Genomic DNA, 15,168 nt, shown 5'->3' on the forward strand with positions numbered 1-15,168 from the left:
GTGACTACTTGCTGCCGTTGGCGCCGGCCAGCGCCCCGATCGGGGTCTCGGCGATCCCCAGCTTCTTCGCGGAGTCCAGCAGTTGCCGGAGCTGCCCGGTCTGCTCGCCGCCGCCGCCGATCAGCTTGAGCAGCAGCGCGGACACCGTCAGGTTCTGCACGTCCGCGGTGGACACCGAGGACAGCATCCGGGTGAGGTCCTCGGTGAAGTCGGACCGGCCGTCCAGCCAGGGGCCGGCCAGCGCCTGGGCGGTCTGCGAGTGGCCGACGAAGGCGTCCACGCTCTTGCCGGCCGTCACCGACTGCACCAGCCTGTCGAAGAACACCGAGTCCCCGCCGACGATGTCGATCTTCGCCTTCTCCAGTCCGGCCGCGACCAGCGCGGCCTGGGCCTCGGCGATCTGCCGCTGCGCGTCCAGCCCGGCGAGCCGGACGTCCTTCTCGGCGGCCAGCCGCAGCCGGTACTCCTCGTGCCCGCGCGAGGCCTCGTCCAGCTTGGCCATCGCCGCGGCCTTCTCGGTCAGGCCCTCGGCCTCCGCCTTCAGCTTGGCGCCGACCTCCAGCGCGGTCGCCCTGGCCTTCTCGGTCTGGACGACGGCCTCGGCGCGGCCGACCTTCTCCACCGCGGCGGCCTCCTGCTCCCGCACCTGTACCCGGGCCAGCCCCTCGGCGGCGGCCTCCGCCCGGACGCCCTCGGCCAGCTTGACCTTGGCGGCCGCGTCCAGCTCGGCGGCCTGCTGCCGGGCCTCGGCCAGCACCAGCGACTCGCGGGCCTTGTGCGAGGCGGCCTGCTCGGCGGCCTCGGCGGCCTTGATGTCCTTGACGAGCTTCTCCTGCGCCTCCGCCTCGGCCTGGATGACCACGGCCTTGCGCACCCGCTCGGCCTCCTCGACGGCCCGCAGGGTCTTGACGGCCTCCTCCTGCTCGGCGACGGTGCGCTCGACCGCGACCCGCTCGCGGACCACGTCGGCGACCTCCCGGCGGCGGGACTCGACCTCCTTCTGCTTGGCCATCACGGCGAGTTCGGTCTCCCGCTCGCGGCCGACGACCTCCAGCAGCCGGTCCTTCTCGATCCGCTCGTTCTCCACCGCGATCACCCGCTCGCGGTTCTTCTGCGCCACCGCGACCTCGCGGGCCTGGTTCTCCCGCTGCACCCCGAGGACCTCCTCGGTGCGCAGGAAGGCGGTCTGGGCGTTGAGCCGCTCCTCCTCCTGCACCCGGGCGATCACCGCGTCCTCCTTGGCCCGCAGGGTCTCGATCTCGCGGCGCTGGCGGATCTCGGCGTCGGCCTGGCGGCGTTCGAGCTCCAGGACGGTCTCCCGGGCGTCCACGTTCTGCCGGGTGATCTCCTTCTCCTCGGTGCGCTGGTACTCGTTGGTGCGCACGTGCTCGATCGCGGTCAGCTCGGTGATCTTGCGGATGCCCTGGGCGTCCAGGATGTTGTCGCTGTCCAGCTGGCTCATCGGGGTCTGTTCGAGGTGGTCGATGGCCGCGTCCTCGAGGGTGTAGCCGTTGAGGTCGGTGCCGATGACCGCGATGATCTGGTCCCGGAACTCGTGCCGGTGGGTGTACAGGTCGGTGAAGTCCAGCTGCTTGCCGACGGTCTTGAGCGCCTCGGCGAACTTCGCCGCGAAGAAGTCCTGGATCGCCTGCGGGTCGGAGGCCCGGACGGTGCCGATCGACTGCGCCACCTTGACGACGTCCTCGACGGTCTTGTTCACCCGGACGAAGAAGGAGATCCGGATGTCCGCCCGGATGTTGTCCCGGCAGATCAGGCCGTCCCGGCCGGCCCGGTGGATCTCCACCGTCTTCGCGGTGATGTCCATCAGCTCGGCCTTGTGCAGGATCGGCAGGACGATCGCCCCGGTGAAGGTGACGTCCACGCTCCTGGTCCGGGAGACGATCAGCGCCTTGCCCTGCTCGACCTTCTGGAACAGGCGGCCCACCAGGAGCAGCGCGGCGAACAGGATGAGCAGCACGACGGCGATGAGTACGCCGAAACCCACGGCGATGGTGTCCATCACGGAGTCCTTTGACGAGACGGTGGTGCGAAGTGGTTTGCGTGACAAAAGAACTGACGTGACGTCAGAGGCCCGGCGGGGGCGGGTCGAACGGCGCGACCAGGAAGTGCTCGCCGTCCGGGTCGTAGTCGTAGATCAGCGCGGTGCGCCCGGCCGTCAGCCCCGGCTCCGGGTCCGGGGTGCGGACCTGCACGGTCGCGGTGGAGCCGTCCTCGGCGGTCACCTCGGCCTGCCCGAAGCCGGCCGTCACCCGGCCGGTGCGGATCACGCAGACCCGGCCGACGAAGTCCCCCCGGGTGATCGGCCGGTCCTGCGGGAACAGCCGCCGCAGCGGCCGGACGAGCACCCGGGTGCCCGCCCAGGAGGCGACCAGCGCGACGGCGAACACGCCGCCGCGCGCCGGTGCCCCCGAGGTCAGGACGGTGCCGGCCAGGCTGACGAACCAGGCGAGCGCGACCAGCAGCGACAGCGCCACCGTCGCGGGAATCCCGCCCAGCCCGAGCGCGTCCAGCACGCCCCCGTGGTGGCCGGCGCCCTGCCCCCCGTGGGCACCGGCCGCGCCGTGGGCGCTCCCGTCGGCACCGTGCCCGCCGGACGCCCCGTGGGCCACGCTCCCCCCGACACCATGCCCCCCGGCACCGTGTCCGACGTGACCCACCGGGCCGGCGTGCCCGGCACCCAGGTGGTGCCCGACGCCATGCCCCCCGTGCACGGCGTCGAACCCCAGGCCGCCGACCAGCATCAGCAGCCAGTACCCGACGACCACCACCAGCGCGAAACTGAACAGCGCCGTCGGAAAGGCCAGCGCGGCCGCGAAGAAGTCCCCCGTCCCGGCCATGCCCCCCGCCTCTCCCACGACGCCGCACATCGGCGCCGGGGAGATCATGGCAGCGGGGGAGGCGTCCGCACATTGCCAGGATCCGGCAATCTTTACGGCCTTTTGACACCCTGGTACGCACGCCCGCCGTGACATTGCGACAACCGGGCAACAGGACGGCCCCGGGCGGGTCGGCCGGGGTTTGCCGACCCCGCCCGGCGGCCTTCCGGCGCCCCGCAGGACGCGCCTACAGCGGCTGCTCCGGCCAGTTCAGCAGCCGCGCCCCCATCGCCGCCGTCTCCAGGGTGAAGCGCTGCAGGGCGTCCGCCGGGTCGTAGCCGGTGAGTGCCTTGATCCGCTCCAGCCGGTAGCCGAGGGTGCGCACGCTCAGCCCCAGTCGGCGCGCCGCCTCCGCGTTCACGTACGCCGCCTCCGCCTGCACCGCGATGGTGTCCAGCAGCGGACGGGCGCCGCCGCGCGCCTCGCTCAGCGGGCCGAGCACGCTGCGCACCAGGTCGGCCATCGCCGCCCGGTCGCGCATCAGCACCGGGAAGACCAGCAGCTCCTCGGCCTTCAGCAGGCGGGCCGGCAGGCCGAGCCGCTGGGAGTAGTCCAGGGCGTCCAGCGCCTCGTCGTAGCTGCGCAGCACTCCGCTGGCGCCCGAGTGCCGGCGCCCGGTCGCCACCCGCAGCACCGGGCGGTAGCCGGGGCCGGGGCGCAGCGTGAGGTCCGCGAAGGCCTCCAGTACGGCCCGCTCGGAGTCCGGGGCGATGCACACCAGCCGGCCGTCCTTGCTGGCCAGCAGGACGTCCCGCTCGCCGAACCGGCCGGTCAGCTCCCGCTCCACCCGGTGCACCAGCGGATGGACGTCCGCGAACGGCTCGTCGCCGACCGCCACCGCCACCGTGTACGCGCCCGCCAGCCGCAGCCCGAACCGCTCCGCCCGCTCGGCCAGCAGCCCGAGGTCGGTGCGGCCGTGCAGCAGGTCGTCGATGAACTCCCGCCTGGCGGCCTCCTCCTGACGGACCGCCAGGCGCTGCGCCCGCTCGTGGCCCTCGCCCAGTGCGGCCAGCGCGGCATCGGTGGCGGCCAGCACCGCGTCGCCCATCCGGCGCAGTTCGCCGACGCTGCCGGCGGCGGTCGTCCCGGGCAGCGTCTGCCAGGCCCGCCGGGCCGCCGCCAGGCAGTGCGAGACCACCTCGCGCAGCCCGTAGCCGGCCTCGGCGCAGTGCTCGCCCAGCCTGCGCAGGCCCTCCAGCTCCTCCCGGCGCAGCAGGCGCCCGGTGCGGGAGACGTCGGCGAGCAGGAGGAGGTAGGCCTCGGCCAGCTCGGTGGGTATGTCGTCGTACTCGTTGGTCTCGTTCACCGCGCGCTGCCAACCCCCGTGTGGCCTGGATTTTCGGCGGTGAACCTTATCAGGATCCGTACGGCCGGATCGGGGCCCTCACGGCCGGGTGCCCCGGGCGCGGCCCCCGGTCCGCCGCCCTGGTCCGCCCCCCGATCCACCGCTTCGGGTCGCCGTGGCGGGGCGAGGACGGAGGATGGAAGGGGTGCCCGGGGGCCGTGGCTTGCCCGGCACCCCACTGAGGCGTTAGACATCTAGATGTCCTGCTGGACGTCCTTGCTCCGCCCCGGCGCGGCTCCACCCGAAAGGCCACCCGCATGTCCCTGGTCAACTTCCGCGACCCCGCCGCCCTCAGCGACCCCGAGGGCCTGCGGATCCGCCCCGGTGTGCTGTACCGCTCCGCCCAGCCCTTCCCGGCCGCCGACGAGGCCGTCGTCGCCCAGCTGCGCTCCTGCGACATCCGCACCGTCGTCGACCTGCGGGACCCCCGCGAGACCCGCCCCGAGGACTGGGCCGCCGCCGAGGCCGCCGGGATAACCGTCGTCGCCGCCCCGGTGAACCCCGCCACCGACGTCCTCACCGCCCACATGGCGACCATGACCACCGCCGCCGACCTCGGCGCGTTCTACCTGCTGCTCGCCGAATCCGCCCCCGAGGCCGTCGCCGCCGCCGTCGAGGCCGCCACCCGCCCCGGCGCCGTCCTGCTGCACTGCGCCGCCGGCAAGGACCGCACCGGCCTGCTCACCGCGCTGCTCCTCGACCTCCTCGGCGTTCCCGTCGAGCGGATCGTCGCCGACTACGCCCGCACCGCCGACGCCCTCCCGCAGATCTTCGCCAACCTCGCCGAGCGCCACCGCACCGCCCTCAACGGCCAGGGCGCCACCCGCGTCACCGGCCCCGAGGGCCGCCGGCTCACCATCCCCGCCCCGCTGCTGGAGGCCCCCGCCGAGGCGATGACCGTCTTCCTCGGCCAGGTCCGCGCCCGCCACGGCGGCGCCGAGGCCTTCCTGCCCGCCTGCGGCGTCCCGGCCGCCACCCTGGGCGCCTTCCGCGCCAAGGCGGCGGTCACCACGGCCTGAGCGACCTGCGCCGTCGTCGTTTCCGACGCCAGGGTTCATGCCGATGTATTCGGCATTCCGTCTGGCGGGGGGTTCGCACGGCCGAACAAGAGGGAGTTACAGCATGAGCGCCGTGCCCATCCGGCGGCCCCCGCCGCCGATGCCTGGTCGCACGCCGCGCGGGCTGCGCGAGGCGATCGCCGCGCCGGGACGGCGCGGCGCCTCGACATCCGGTGATCGTGCGGGACTTCACACGTCCCGCCGCCGCACCACCACCATCGTCACCGCCACCGAGACGACCGCCCAGACCCCCATCGTGATCCAGGAGTCCAGCACGCTCGGCGCCCACTTGCTGATCGTGCTCAAGGAGTCGGGGTTGTAGGTGAGCCGGTTGACGGTGGACAGCGGCAGGTGGCTGCCGATCTCGTGCAACCACCGGTAGCGGTCCCCGCCGAACATCAGCGGCATGATGAAGAACAGCAGCACCAGCGACACGATCGAGGCGGTGGCGTGCCGCAGCACCGCGCCCAGCGCCATCCCGATCAGCGCGCAGACCGGCACGATCGCCGCGTAGGCGAGCACGGCCCGCAGGCTGACGCCTTCGGTGATGGAGAGCCCGACGTGCCGGGAGGCCAGCATGGCGTTGGTGGTGAAGAAGGACACCGCCGACACCACGGCTCCCGCCAGCGCGGTGATCCCGCCGATCAGCAGCACCTTGGCGGCGATCACCCCGCGCCGGTCGGGCACGGCGGCGAAGGTGGTGCGGATCATGCCGGTGGTGTACTCGCCGAACACGGTGATCGCCCCGAGGCTGCCGGCCGCGATCGCCATCAGGTAGCACGCGATGTCGCTGAGGCCGTGGTACAGCGGGTCGTAGCGGTACGGCGGGAAGCCGGGCATCCGTGCCGGCGGGTGGTCGATGTACGTCAGGTCGCTGTGCACGGCGTTGATGTTGATCACGATCGCGACCAGCGAGGCGAGCGCCAGCACCCAGTACGTCGAGCGCAGCGAGCGCAGTTTGATCCACTCGGCGGCGAGCAGGTCGGTGAACCGGGGTGCCGGTTCGGTGGTGCGGGCGGCCTCGGCGCGGATCAGGGTCATGGTGCTCATCGGGTCTCTCCAGCCAGGTACTCGACGCTGTCGGCGGTCAGGGACATGAACGCGGACTCCAGGGACGACGTCCGGGTGGCGAGCTCGTGCAGCACCAGGCCTTCCCGCAGCGCGAGTTCACCGATCCGCTCGGCGGGCATCCCGGTGACGATGCCGAACTGCGGCTCCACCAGAGCGACTTCTGCTCCCTCGGCGCGCAAGGCATCGGCCAGCAGCGGGAGTTCCGGCGCCCGGACGGCCACGCTCGACTCCGCGTGTCGGGCCGAGAACTCGGTGAGGCTCTCGTCGGCGATCAGCCGGCCGCGGCCGATGACGATCAGCCGGTCGGCGGTGTGCTCCATCTCGGCCATCATGTGGCTGGAGACGAAGACCGTGCGGCCCTCGTCCGCGAGCCGGCGGAACAGTCCGCGCACCCAGAGCACGCCCTCCGGGTCCAGCCCGTTCAGCGGCTCGTCGAAGAGCAGCACGGGCGGGTCGCCGAGCAGCGCGCCGGCGATGCCCAGGCGCTGCTTCATGCCCAGCGAGTAGCCGCCGATCCGGCGCCCGGCGGCCTTGCCGAGGCCGACCTCGGCGAGCACCTCGTCCACCCGCCCGAGCGGGATCCGGTTGCTGCGGGCCAGCGCCGACAGATGGGCCCGGGCGCTGCGCCCGCCGTGCACGTCGCTCGCGTCCAGCAGCGCGCCGACGTGCCGCAGGCCGCGCGGCCGGCCGGCGAAGGGCACGCCGTCGACGGCGACGGTGCCCTCGGTGGGGGTGTTGAGGCCCAGGATCATCCGCAGCGTGGTGGACTTGCCCGCGCCGTTGGGGCCCAGGAAGCCGGTGACGGTGCCCGGCTTGACGGTGAAGCTCAACTGGTCGACGGCCGTGGTGGCGCCGTACCGCTTGGTCAGTCGCTCGATCTCGATCACGGGGACAACACTGCCGGTGGGGGCCGCGGTCGGGCATCGGGCGGCGGGACACAATCGCAGGTCACCGCCCCCGCCCCCAGGACTACTCCCCCGGGCCAATGCGCCGCCGCCCCGCCCGCCGCTACCATCGCGTCATGATCACCGAACCCCGCCCGCCGCTGCTCCGGCGCCTGCCCGCGGGCGTGTGGGTGGCGGCGTTCTGGACGGCCATCGTGCTGTTCCGGTTCTTCACCCGGGCCGACGAACTCCGGCACCTCCTCGAGTACCAGGGCAACACCGAGGACATGCCCCTGGTGGTCACGGCCGTGGTCACCACCCTGGTGGCCTTCCTGTTGGTCCGGCTGCCGCTGGCGGCCGTCGCGGCGGGCCTGGCGGGCGGCGTCTTCGCGCTCGGGATGTGGACGCAACCGGCGACGGCGCCGGTGCAGTTCCTGATCGCCGAAGGGGTGGTCGCGTACTGCGCGGCCACCCGCTCCCGCCTGGTGTCGACGCTCGCGGCGGGGATGCCCCTGGCCGTGCTCGCCGGGCTGTTCCTCTGGGGAACCGTCAACGGCCAACCCGTGAACCCGTACGCCTACCTGGGCCTCGCCGCGACCGTCCTGATCGCCTGGCTGATCGGCAACACCGTCCACCAGAGCCGCACCCACGCCGAGGCCCTGCGCGGCCGCGCCGCCGAGCAGGCCGTCACCGCCGAACGGCTGCGCATCGCCCGCGAGTTGCACGACATGGTGGCCCACAACATCGGCATCATCGCGATCCAGGCGGGCATGGGCAGCCGGGTCATGGACACCCAGCCCGCCGAGACCCGCAACGCGCTGGACGCCATCGAGGCCACCAGCCGGGAGACCCTGGCCGGGCTGCGCCGGATGCTCGGCGCGCTGCGGCAGGGCGAGGGGGAGGCCGCGCCGCTCGAAGTCGCCCCCGGACTCGACGAGTTGGACCGGCTGGTGGAGCGGACGGCGGGTGCCGGGGTGCGGGTCGCGCTCACCCGGCGCGGCGCGGCCCGTCCGGTGCCGGCCGAGGTGGACCTCGCCGCCTACCGGATCGTCCAGGAGGCGGTCACCAACGTGGTCAAGCACTCCGGCACCCGGGACTGCCACGTCACCGTCGAGTACGGCGCGGAACGGCTCGCCGTCACCGTCGTCGACCTGGGCGCGGGCACGGCCGCCCACACCCCCGGCACCGGCTACGGGCTGGCCGGCATGCGCGAGCGGGTCGCCCTGCTGCACGGTGAGTTCAGCGCCGGCCCGCGCCACGAGGGCGGCTTCCGGGTCGCCGCCCTGCTGCCGATCCCGGCCGCCCCCGCGGCACCCGCCGTACCCGCGGCACCCGCGGCACCCGCCGTACCCGCGGCACCCGCCGCATCCGAAACAGCCGCCCTGGAGGTGGGACCGTGATCCGCGTCGTCCTGGTCGATGACCAGCCGCTCATCCGCACCGGCCTGCGGGTGCTCATCGCCGACGCCCCCGACCTGGAGGTGGTCGGCGAGGCCGGCAACGGCGCCGAGGCCGTCGAACTGGTCACCCGGCTGCGCCCGGACGTCGCCGTGATGGACATCCGGATGCCCGGCATGGACGGCATCGAGGCCACCCGCCGGATCCTCGCCGACCCGGAACTGCCCACCCAGGTCCTCGTCCTCACCACCTTCGACGACGACGACTACGTGTACGGCGCGCTGCGCGCCGGGGCGAGCGGCTTCCTGGTCAAGGACCTCGCCCTGGAGACCATCCTGGACGGCGTGCGGGTGGTCGCCGCCGGGGACGCCCTGCTCGCCCCCGCCATCACCCGCCGCCTGATCGGCGAGTTCGCCGCCCGCCCGGAGACGGCCGGCCGGCCCCGGACGTCCGCCGAGGGCGTCACCGAGCGCGAGCGCGAGGTGCTCACCCTGGTCGGCCGTGGCCTGTCCAACACCGAGATCGCCGAGGAACTCACCATCAGCGTGGCCACCGCCAAGGCGCACGTCGCCCGGCTGTTCACCAAGCTGGGCGCCCGCGACCGGGTCCACCTGGTCATCCACGCCTACGAGTTCGGCCTGGTCGCACCCTCGTAGACGGCTCCGGACAGCGCGAAGCGCCGGGGTGGGCACACAGCCCACCCCGGCGCCTTCCCCCGCATCGGATCGTCAGGGCACGAGACCCCTCAGGCCCTTCGGATCCGCCGGGTCATCCGTTCCCGAGCTGCCCCACGCTGCCCGGGAACCGGTGCTCACGCGACGGTGCTCAGTGGACGATCGCGTGCGAGATCTGGCACCCGCTGACCGCGTTCGACCAGGTGCCCTGCATGGCGAACGAGCCGGTCGCGAAGGCCACGTTCTGCGAGCCGCCGGTGCCGCCGACGCCCTTCCAGGCGCACTTGTCGGCGTTCTCGGCGCCGGAGGAGTCGGTCCAGCCGCCGGCCGGGAACTGGTCGGTGACGGTCTCCGAGTACTCGTGGCCGAACACCATGGTCACGCCGTCGAGCAGGCCCGCGTTGCCGGTGTTGACGTAGTTCTGGCCGCAGGAGGAGCCCATGTCGGTCACGTACGGGTCGTTGGTGAACGCCAGGTCGCCGTACGGCGAGGTGGCCGCGCCGCCGGTCAGCGTGGTGTCGCCGTTCCAGTCGTGCCAGGCGCAGAAGTTGCCGGTCGAGGTGTTGAAGCCGTCCGGGTGGGTGCCGGTCGGCGAGAGCACCACGTACTGCACGTTGCGGTTGGACGCCGCGGTGGTGTTGCCGAAGTGCCCGGCGCCCTTGATGGCCTCGTTGGCGATCTGGTTGCCGGTGGCCTGGCCCGGGGCGGCGGCCGAGGGGTCCACCCAGACGCCGGCCAGCGCGCCGCCGGTCGGGTAGCCGACGTGCGCGGCGGTGGACGCGCAGGTGGTGGAGCCCTTGGCGACGCCCTCGCAGTACTGGGTCATGACGCCGGACCAGGTCTCGTTGTTGGTGCCGAGGCCCTTGAAGAGCTGCTGCGCCCGGACGGCCTCGCCCGACGGGTCACCGCTCAGGGTGGTGTAGCCGTTGGCGTCGGTGCCCTGGCTGCCCCACTGGGAGCCCCAGAAGATCAGGTAGACCCGCGGCGCGCCGGTGGTGACACCGACGCCGTTGACACCGCCGCCGAACTTCAGGTTCGACGTACGGGTCGCGGCCGCGGAGGCGGCGTTGGCGTGCTCGGCGCCCTCCTTGGTGGGGACGGCACCGTGCCGGTACGGGTGGCTGTTCCCGGCGAACTCGCTGCCCGGCTGGTCGGCCTGGGCGGCCGGAGCGGCGGCGAATCCGGCGGCGGCCAGCGCCAGCGCGCTGAGCCCGGTCAGGGCCCGGACTCGTGCCCGGCGGGAGGTGGGGGACATGCCCATCGTGAGGGTTCCTCTCTCATGCCGACCGCACACCGGTAGGGCGCGGCGACACCGTGGGGGGACAACTAGGGAGGAGCGACGACGGCGAACCGGGTGCCACCGACCGTTCGTCATGAACAGTCAGTGAAGCGGGGATGGGGGACCGGTTCACTGCCGACGGCCGGAAGCAAAGCACCGCCGCCGAAACCGGGTCAACGACGCCGAGAGTAAGACCAACCCCAAGAGCGGCCCGGGAAAACGTATGGAAATTCAAAAACCCCCAGCAGACAGCCCGTTGATGCGCGTAGCGACGCGGAATCTCAACAGTTGAAGGGCCTGTCTACACCGTATTGCCCTCCCCACGACCTGCACCGATCACCCACCCCGGCCCCCTTCCGCCGCCCCGGTCGGTGCCCTACGGTGTGCTGACCCGGCGCCGGCTCACGCCTCCGGGCCCTCGACCTCGGAGATCCGCATGATCCGCCCGTGGGAGTCCAGCACCACGTCGTAGGCGTTGCCGTCGCAGCCGTACGGGTCGGCCGGGTCGCGTTCGGCCAGGCAGTCGTTGAGGTGGGTGACCAGTTCGTCGAGCTGGACGGGCTTCGCGGGCTCCTGGCGCGGGCGGTCGACCAGGGTGGCGGCGACGCCGGCGGCGGCGAAGGCGTAGTGGACGGGGGAGCCGGTGGCCTCGTAGTGCGGCGGGGTGCAGGCGTAGCGGGCGGGCTGGGCGGTGAGTTCGGCGGGGCCGGCGGCGACCACGATCAGCACCTGGTGGCCGGGGGCCGGCTCCGGGGCGGCGCACACCGGGTCGGTGGCGTCGGGCGCGGCGGGGGCGTCGGGAGCGGCGATGGTGCCGGCGGTGGGGTAGGTCCCGTCGTCGGCGAGGTCATCGTCGTCGAGCAGCGGGTCGTCCACGCCCTCATCGGCGAGGGCCGCGGCCGAGGAGGCGGCCGCGACCGTCGGCCGGGAGTCGGCGGGCGTGCAGCCGGTGAGGCCGACGAGGGCGGTGCCGGTCAAGGCGGCGGCGGCGAGGAGGATGCGGGGCACGGCCATGGCACAAGTCTCCCCGGGCGTCGGTGGTGGTCGGCACCCGGGTACACGAGCGGCGCGCGCCGGACGGTTCCCGCCCCGGTACGAAGGTTGCCGCCCCCGCCGGACGGCTCCCACCCTCGCACGAATGTTCCCGCCCCCGCCGGATGTGCGGATCCGGCGGGGGCGGGAGGTCTCCGAGGGACGGGAGGTCCCCAAGGGGGCGGGCGTCAGACCGCGACCGGCCGCTGCGCCTCGTACGTCTCGCGCACCCGGGCCTGCGCCGTCCCGCCCGCGCCCAGGTGGTCGAGCCCGAGCAGGGCCGCGCCCAGCACCGGCGGCGCGACGACCACCCGGGGCTCGGCCAGCGGCGCGGCCCGCGCCAGCCGGGCCGTCACGTTGTCGAGCAGCAGCGGCTGCCGGGAGGCGAGCACCCCACCGCCGAGCACCACCGGGGTCGGGGCGTCCAGCAGGTCCAGCCGGCCGAGGGCGACCGCGGCCAGCCGGACGATCTCGTCGGCCTGCCGGTCGATCAGCTCCAGGGCGACGGCGTCCCCCTCGGCCGCGACCGCGAACAGCACCCGGACGATCTCGTGCAGCCGGGTGCCCGGCAGGTGCCCGAGGTGGACGGCCTCGGCGACGGCGCCGGCGCTGGGCAGGCCGAAGTGTTCGGCGATGGCGCGGGCCAGACCGGTCGGCCCGCCCCGCCCGTCCTCCGCGCGCACCGCGTGCCACATGCTGTTGATGGCGAGTCCGGAGCCGCCGCCCCAGTCGCCGGTGAGTTCGCCGAGGGCGGGGAAGCGGGCGGTGCGCCCGTCCGGCAGCAGTCCGACGCAGTTGATCCCGGCGCCGCAGACCACCGCGACCCCGCGCGGGCCGTCGGTGCCGGCCCGCAGCAGGCCGAAGGTGTCGTTGACGACGGTGTTGCTGAGGCCCCACGGGTGCGATTCGAGGGCGGTGCGCAGCGCCTCCTCCTCGACCGGCAGGTCGGCGTTGGCCAGGCAGGCGCTGACGTGGCTGGTGAGCACGCCGCGGAAGGCGGGGAGGCCGGCCGCCGCCGCGGCTTCCTCGACCAGCGGGGCGAGGCCGGCCACGGCCGCGGCGCCGCCGATCTTCTGGGGGGCGAAGCCGCCGCCGCGGGCGGTGCCGCGGACGGTGCCGTCGGCGCCGATCAGGGCGACGTCGGTCTTGGAGTTGCCCGCGTCGATGGCGAGGACGCCGGGCAGGAGTGGTTCGGGCTGGTGGGTCATCAGGTCCCCGCGGCTCGTACGTGGCCCGGCCGCAAACCCCGGCCGGGGGTGGTCCGTCTCCTCACGGCCGGGCCCTCCCGGAGGGCCCGGCAAGGGCGGTCAGGCCCAGGCGAGGTGCTCGCGGTTGTGGGCGAGCAGCCGGTCCGTGAGCCGGTCGGCGAGTTCGATCTGGCCGACCAGCGGGTGGGCGAGCAGGGCGTCGAAGACCCGGTCGCGTCCGCCGCGCAGGGCGGCGTCGAGGGCGAGGTGCTCGTACGAGGTGACGGCGGCGATGAGCCCGGCGTACAGCGGCTCGACCGGCCGCTGCGGCAGCGGCCGTACGCCCCGGGCGTCGACCTCGGCCGGCACCTCGACGACGGCGTCGTCCGGCAGGAACGGCAGCACCCCGTCGTTGCGGGTGTTGACCACCTGGACGGTCGTCCCGCCGTCGGTCCCGAGCAGGGAGGCGATCAGCTGGACGGCGGCCTCCGAGTAGAAGGCCCCGCCGCGCCGGCCGAGCAGTTCGGGCTTGGTGTCCAGGGCCGGGTCGGCGTACAGCTCCAGCAGCTGCCGCTCGATCTCGGCGACCTGCGCGGCCCGGGAGCCCTGCGCCTTGAGCTCCTCGACGACCGCGTCGTGCTGGTAGAAGTACCGCAGGTAGTAGGAGGGCACCACGCCGAGCCGTCGCACGAAGGCCTGCGGCAGGTGGAGGTCCTCGGCGATCTCCTTGCCGTGCGAAGCGAGCAGCTCCGGGAGCACCTCCCGCCCGGTGGCGGCGCCGGGGGCGTCCAGCAGGGTCACCCCGCGCTCCCAGGTGAGGTGGTTGAGCCCGACGTGGTCCAGCCGGACCAGCTCCGGGGCCACTCCCAGGTGGGCGGCGAACTTGCGCTGGAAGCCGATGGCGACGTTGCACAGCCCGACGGCCTTGTGCCCGGCGCTCTGCAGGGCCCGGGTGACGATGCCGACCGGGTTGGTGAAGTCGACGATCCAGGCGTCCGGGTTGGTCCGCCGGACCTGCTCGGCGATGTCCAGCACCACCGGGACGGTGCGCAGCGCCTTGGCGAGCCCGCCCGCGCCGGTGGTCTCCTGGCCGACGCAGCCGCACTCCAGCGGCCAGGTCTCGTCCCGGTTGCGTGCGGCCTGGCCGCCGACCCGCAGCTGGAGCAGCACGGCGTCGGCGTCGGCGACGCCCGCCACCAGGTCGGTGGTGACGGTGACCGCCGCCGGGTGCCCCTGCTTGGCGAAGATCCGCCGGGCGAGGCCGCCGATCAGCTCCAGCCGCTCGGCGGCCGGGTCGATCAGTACCAGTTCGCCGATCGGCAGGCTGTCGCGCAGCCGGGCGAAGCCGTCGATGAGTTCGGGGGTGTAGGTCGAACCACCGCCGACGATGGCCAGCTTGAGGCTGGGAACAGTGGACATCAGCCCTTGACCCCTGTCAGTGTCACGCCTTCGATGAAGGCCTTCTGTGCGAAGAAGAAGAGGATGATCACCGGCGCCATCACCAGCAGGGTGGCGGCCATGGTGAGGTTCCAGTTGGTGTGGTGGGCGGCCTTGAACGACTCCAGGCCGTAACTGAGCGTCCAGGCCTCGTGGTTGTTGCTGGCGTAGATCTGCGGGCCGAAGTAGTCGTTCCAGCAGTAGAAGAACTGGAACAGGGCGACGGCGGCGATGGCCGGCTTGGCCATCGGCAGCACGACCCGCAGCAGGGTGCGCAGGTCGCCGCAGCCGTCGATCCGGGCGGCCTCGAGGTACTCCTTGGGGATGGTCATCAGGAACTGGCGCAGCAGAAAGATCGAGAACGCGTCGCCGAAGGCCATCGGGATGATCAGCGGCCAGAGCGAGCCGCCGAGGCCCATCTGCTTCGCCCAGAACAGGTACATCGGGATGACGGTGACCTGCGGCGGCAGCATCATCATCGCGATCACCGCCATCAGCGCCAGGTTGCGGCCGCGGAAGCGGAACTTGGCGAGCGCGTAGGCGACCGGCAGGCTGGAGACGACGGTCAGCAGGGTGCCGGCGCCGGCGTACACCAGGGTGTTGCGCCACCAGGTGAGGAAGCCGGGGGTGTCCCAGACCTCGGCGTAGTTGCCCCAGTTCCAGGAGGTGGGCCAGTAGTCGGTGGTGAGCGCCTGCTGGTCGTTCATCACCGAGGTGAGGAAGACGAAGACGAAGGGCAGCAGGAAGAACAGCGCGGCGGCGATGGCCAGCGAGTGCACGGCCACCCAGTCGAGCAGCGCGCGGCGCCGGGCGGTCCGGGCGGCGGCGGTGCCCCTGGAGGTGGGGGCCGGGGCCTTACCGGGCCTGATGGTGGGCGTGGGTGTGGAGCTGAGAGTCATGTCGGAGT

General features: G+C 73.3%; 13 protein-coding genes. 3 read left to right on the forward strand and 10 right to left on the reverse strand.

Going from position 1 to position 15,168, the window contains the following annotated elements:
* Nucleotides 1-4: 4 nt before the first annotated feature.
* From ACZ3YL_RS34080 to ACZ3YL_RS34090, 3 genes are all read right to left on the reverse strand, one after another.
* On the reverse strand, nucleotides 5-2,020 hold the full coding sequence (locus ACZ3YL_RS34080; RefSeq protein ID WP_188309702.1) for a flotillin family protein: 2,016 nt from the start codon (nucleotides 2,018-2,020) through the stop codon (nucleotides 5-7).
* A gap of 64 nt (nucleotides 2,021-2,084) precedes the next feature.
* Nucleotides 2,085-2,858: a hypothetical protein gene (locus ACZ3YL_RS34085; protein WP_465661234.1), complete on the reverse strand. Its 774-nt coding sequence runs from the start codon at nucleotides 2,856-2,858 to the stop codon at nucleotides 2,085-2,087.
* A gap of 226 nt (nucleotides 2,859-3,084) precedes the next feature.
* Nucleotides 3,085-4,203, reverse strand: a complete 1,119-nt coding sequence (locus tag ACZ3YL_RS34090; protein ID WP_465661236.1) for a PucR family transcriptional regulator — start codon at nucleotides 4,201-4,203, stop codon at nucleotides 3,085-3,087.
* A 296-nt stretch (nucleotides 4,204-4,499) separates the two neighbouring features.
* Here ACZ3YL_RS34090 and ACZ3YL_RS34095 point away from each other — a divergent pair, with 296 nt between their 5' ends.
* The gene (locus ACZ3YL_RS34095) at nucleotides 4,500-5,261 is read left to right on the forward strand and encodes a tyrosine-protein phosphatase (RefSeq protein WP_465661238.1); all 762 of its coding nucleotides are present in this window, start codon (nucleotides 4,500-4,502) and stop codon (nucleotides 5,259-5,261) included.
* 228 nt (nucleotides 5,262-5,489) lie between these two features.
* Here ACZ3YL_RS34095 and ACZ3YL_RS34100 read toward each other — a convergent pair whose 3' ends face one another.
* Both ACZ3YL_RS34100 and ACZ3YL_RS34105 read right to left on the reverse strand, forming a co-directional pair.
* Complete coding sequence (locus ACZ3YL_RS34100) at nucleotides 5,490-6,350, reverse strand: ABC transporter permease subunit (protein WP_188309704.1); 861 nt, start codon at nucleotides 6,348-6,350, stop codon at nucleotides 5,490-5,492.
* Nucleotides 6,347-7,258, reverse strand: a complete 912-nt coding sequence (locus ACZ3YL_RS34105; RefSeq protein WP_188309705.1) for an ABC transporter ATP-binding protein — start codon at nucleotides 7,256-7,258, stop codon at nucleotides 6,347-6,349. Before ACZ3YL_RS34105 ends, ACZ3YL_RS34100 begins: the two co-directional genes overlap by 4 nt.
* A gap of 134 nt (nucleotides 7,259-7,392) precedes the next feature.
* Here ACZ3YL_RS34105 and ACZ3YL_RS34110 point away from each other — a divergent pair, with 134 nt between their 5' ends.
* Together ACZ3YL_RS34110 and ACZ3YL_RS34115 are read left to right on the forward strand one after the other, a co-directional pair.
* Nucleotides 7,393-8,655 carry a sensor histidine kinase gene (locus ACZ3YL_RS34110; RefSeq protein WP_465661240.1) on the forward strand — a complete coding sequence of 421 codons (1,263 nt, stop codon included), beginning with the start codon at nucleotides 7,393-7,395 and terminating at the stop codon, nucleotides 8,653-8,655.
* Nucleotides 8,652-9,308: a response regulator gene (locus ACZ3YL_RS34115; RefSeq protein WP_188309707.1), complete on the forward strand. Its 657-nt coding sequence runs from the start codon at nucleotides 8,652-8,654 to the stop codon at nucleotides 9,306-9,308. The genes ACZ3YL_RS34110 and ACZ3YL_RS34115 overlap by 4 nt, the downstream gene beginning before the upstream one ends.
* Nucleotides 9,309-9,477: 169 nt before the next feature.
* Here ACZ3YL_RS34115 and ACZ3YL_RS34120 read toward each other — a convergent pair whose 3' ends face one another.
* The 5 genes from ACZ3YL_RS34120 to ACZ3YL_RS34140 all read right to left on the reverse strand — a co-directional run bounded on the left by ACZ3YL_RS34120 (nucleotide 9,478) and on the right by ACZ3YL_RS34140 (nucleotide 15,160).
* Nucleotides 9,478-10,587: a hypothetical protein gene (locus ACZ3YL_RS34120; RefSeq protein ID WP_223243552.1), complete on the reverse strand. Its 1,110-nt coding sequence runs from the start codon at nucleotides 10,585-10,587 to the stop codon at nucleotides 9,478-9,480.
* A 420-nt stretch (nucleotides 10,588-11,007) separates the two neighbouring features.
* The gene (locus tag ACZ3YL_RS34125) at nucleotides 11,008-11,619 is read right to left on the reverse strand and encodes a hypothetical protein (RefSeq protein ID WP_188309708.1); all 612 of its coding nucleotides are present in this window, start codon (nucleotides 11,617-11,619) and stop codon (nucleotides 11,008-11,010) included.
* A 206-nt stretch (nucleotides 11,620-11,825) separates the two neighbouring features.
* Entirely contained in the window at nucleotides 11,826-12,845 is a 1,020-nt protein-coding gene (locus ACZ3YL_RS34130; protein ID WP_188309709.1) for an N-acetylglucosamine kinase, read from the reverse strand.
* A gap of 99 nt (nucleotides 12,846-12,944) precedes the next feature.
* On the reverse strand, nucleotides 12,945-14,243 hold the full coding sequence (locus tag ACZ3YL_RS34135) for a 6-phospho-beta-glucosidase (protein WP_188309710.1): 1,299 nt from the start codon (nucleotides 14,241-14,243) through the stop codon (nucleotides 12,945-12,947).
* A complete protein-coding gene (locus ACZ3YL_RS34140) occupies nucleotides 14,243-15,160 on the reverse strand; it encodes a carbohydrate ABC transporter permease (protein WP_188309711.1) in 918 nt (305 codons plus the stop codon). The genes ACZ3YL_RS34135 and ACZ3YL_RS34140 overlap by 1 nt, the downstream gene beginning before the upstream one ends.
* Nucleotides 15,161-15,168: the final 8 nt, after the last annotated feature.

The organism is Kitasatospora sp. NPDC023176 (assembly GCF_055560495.1).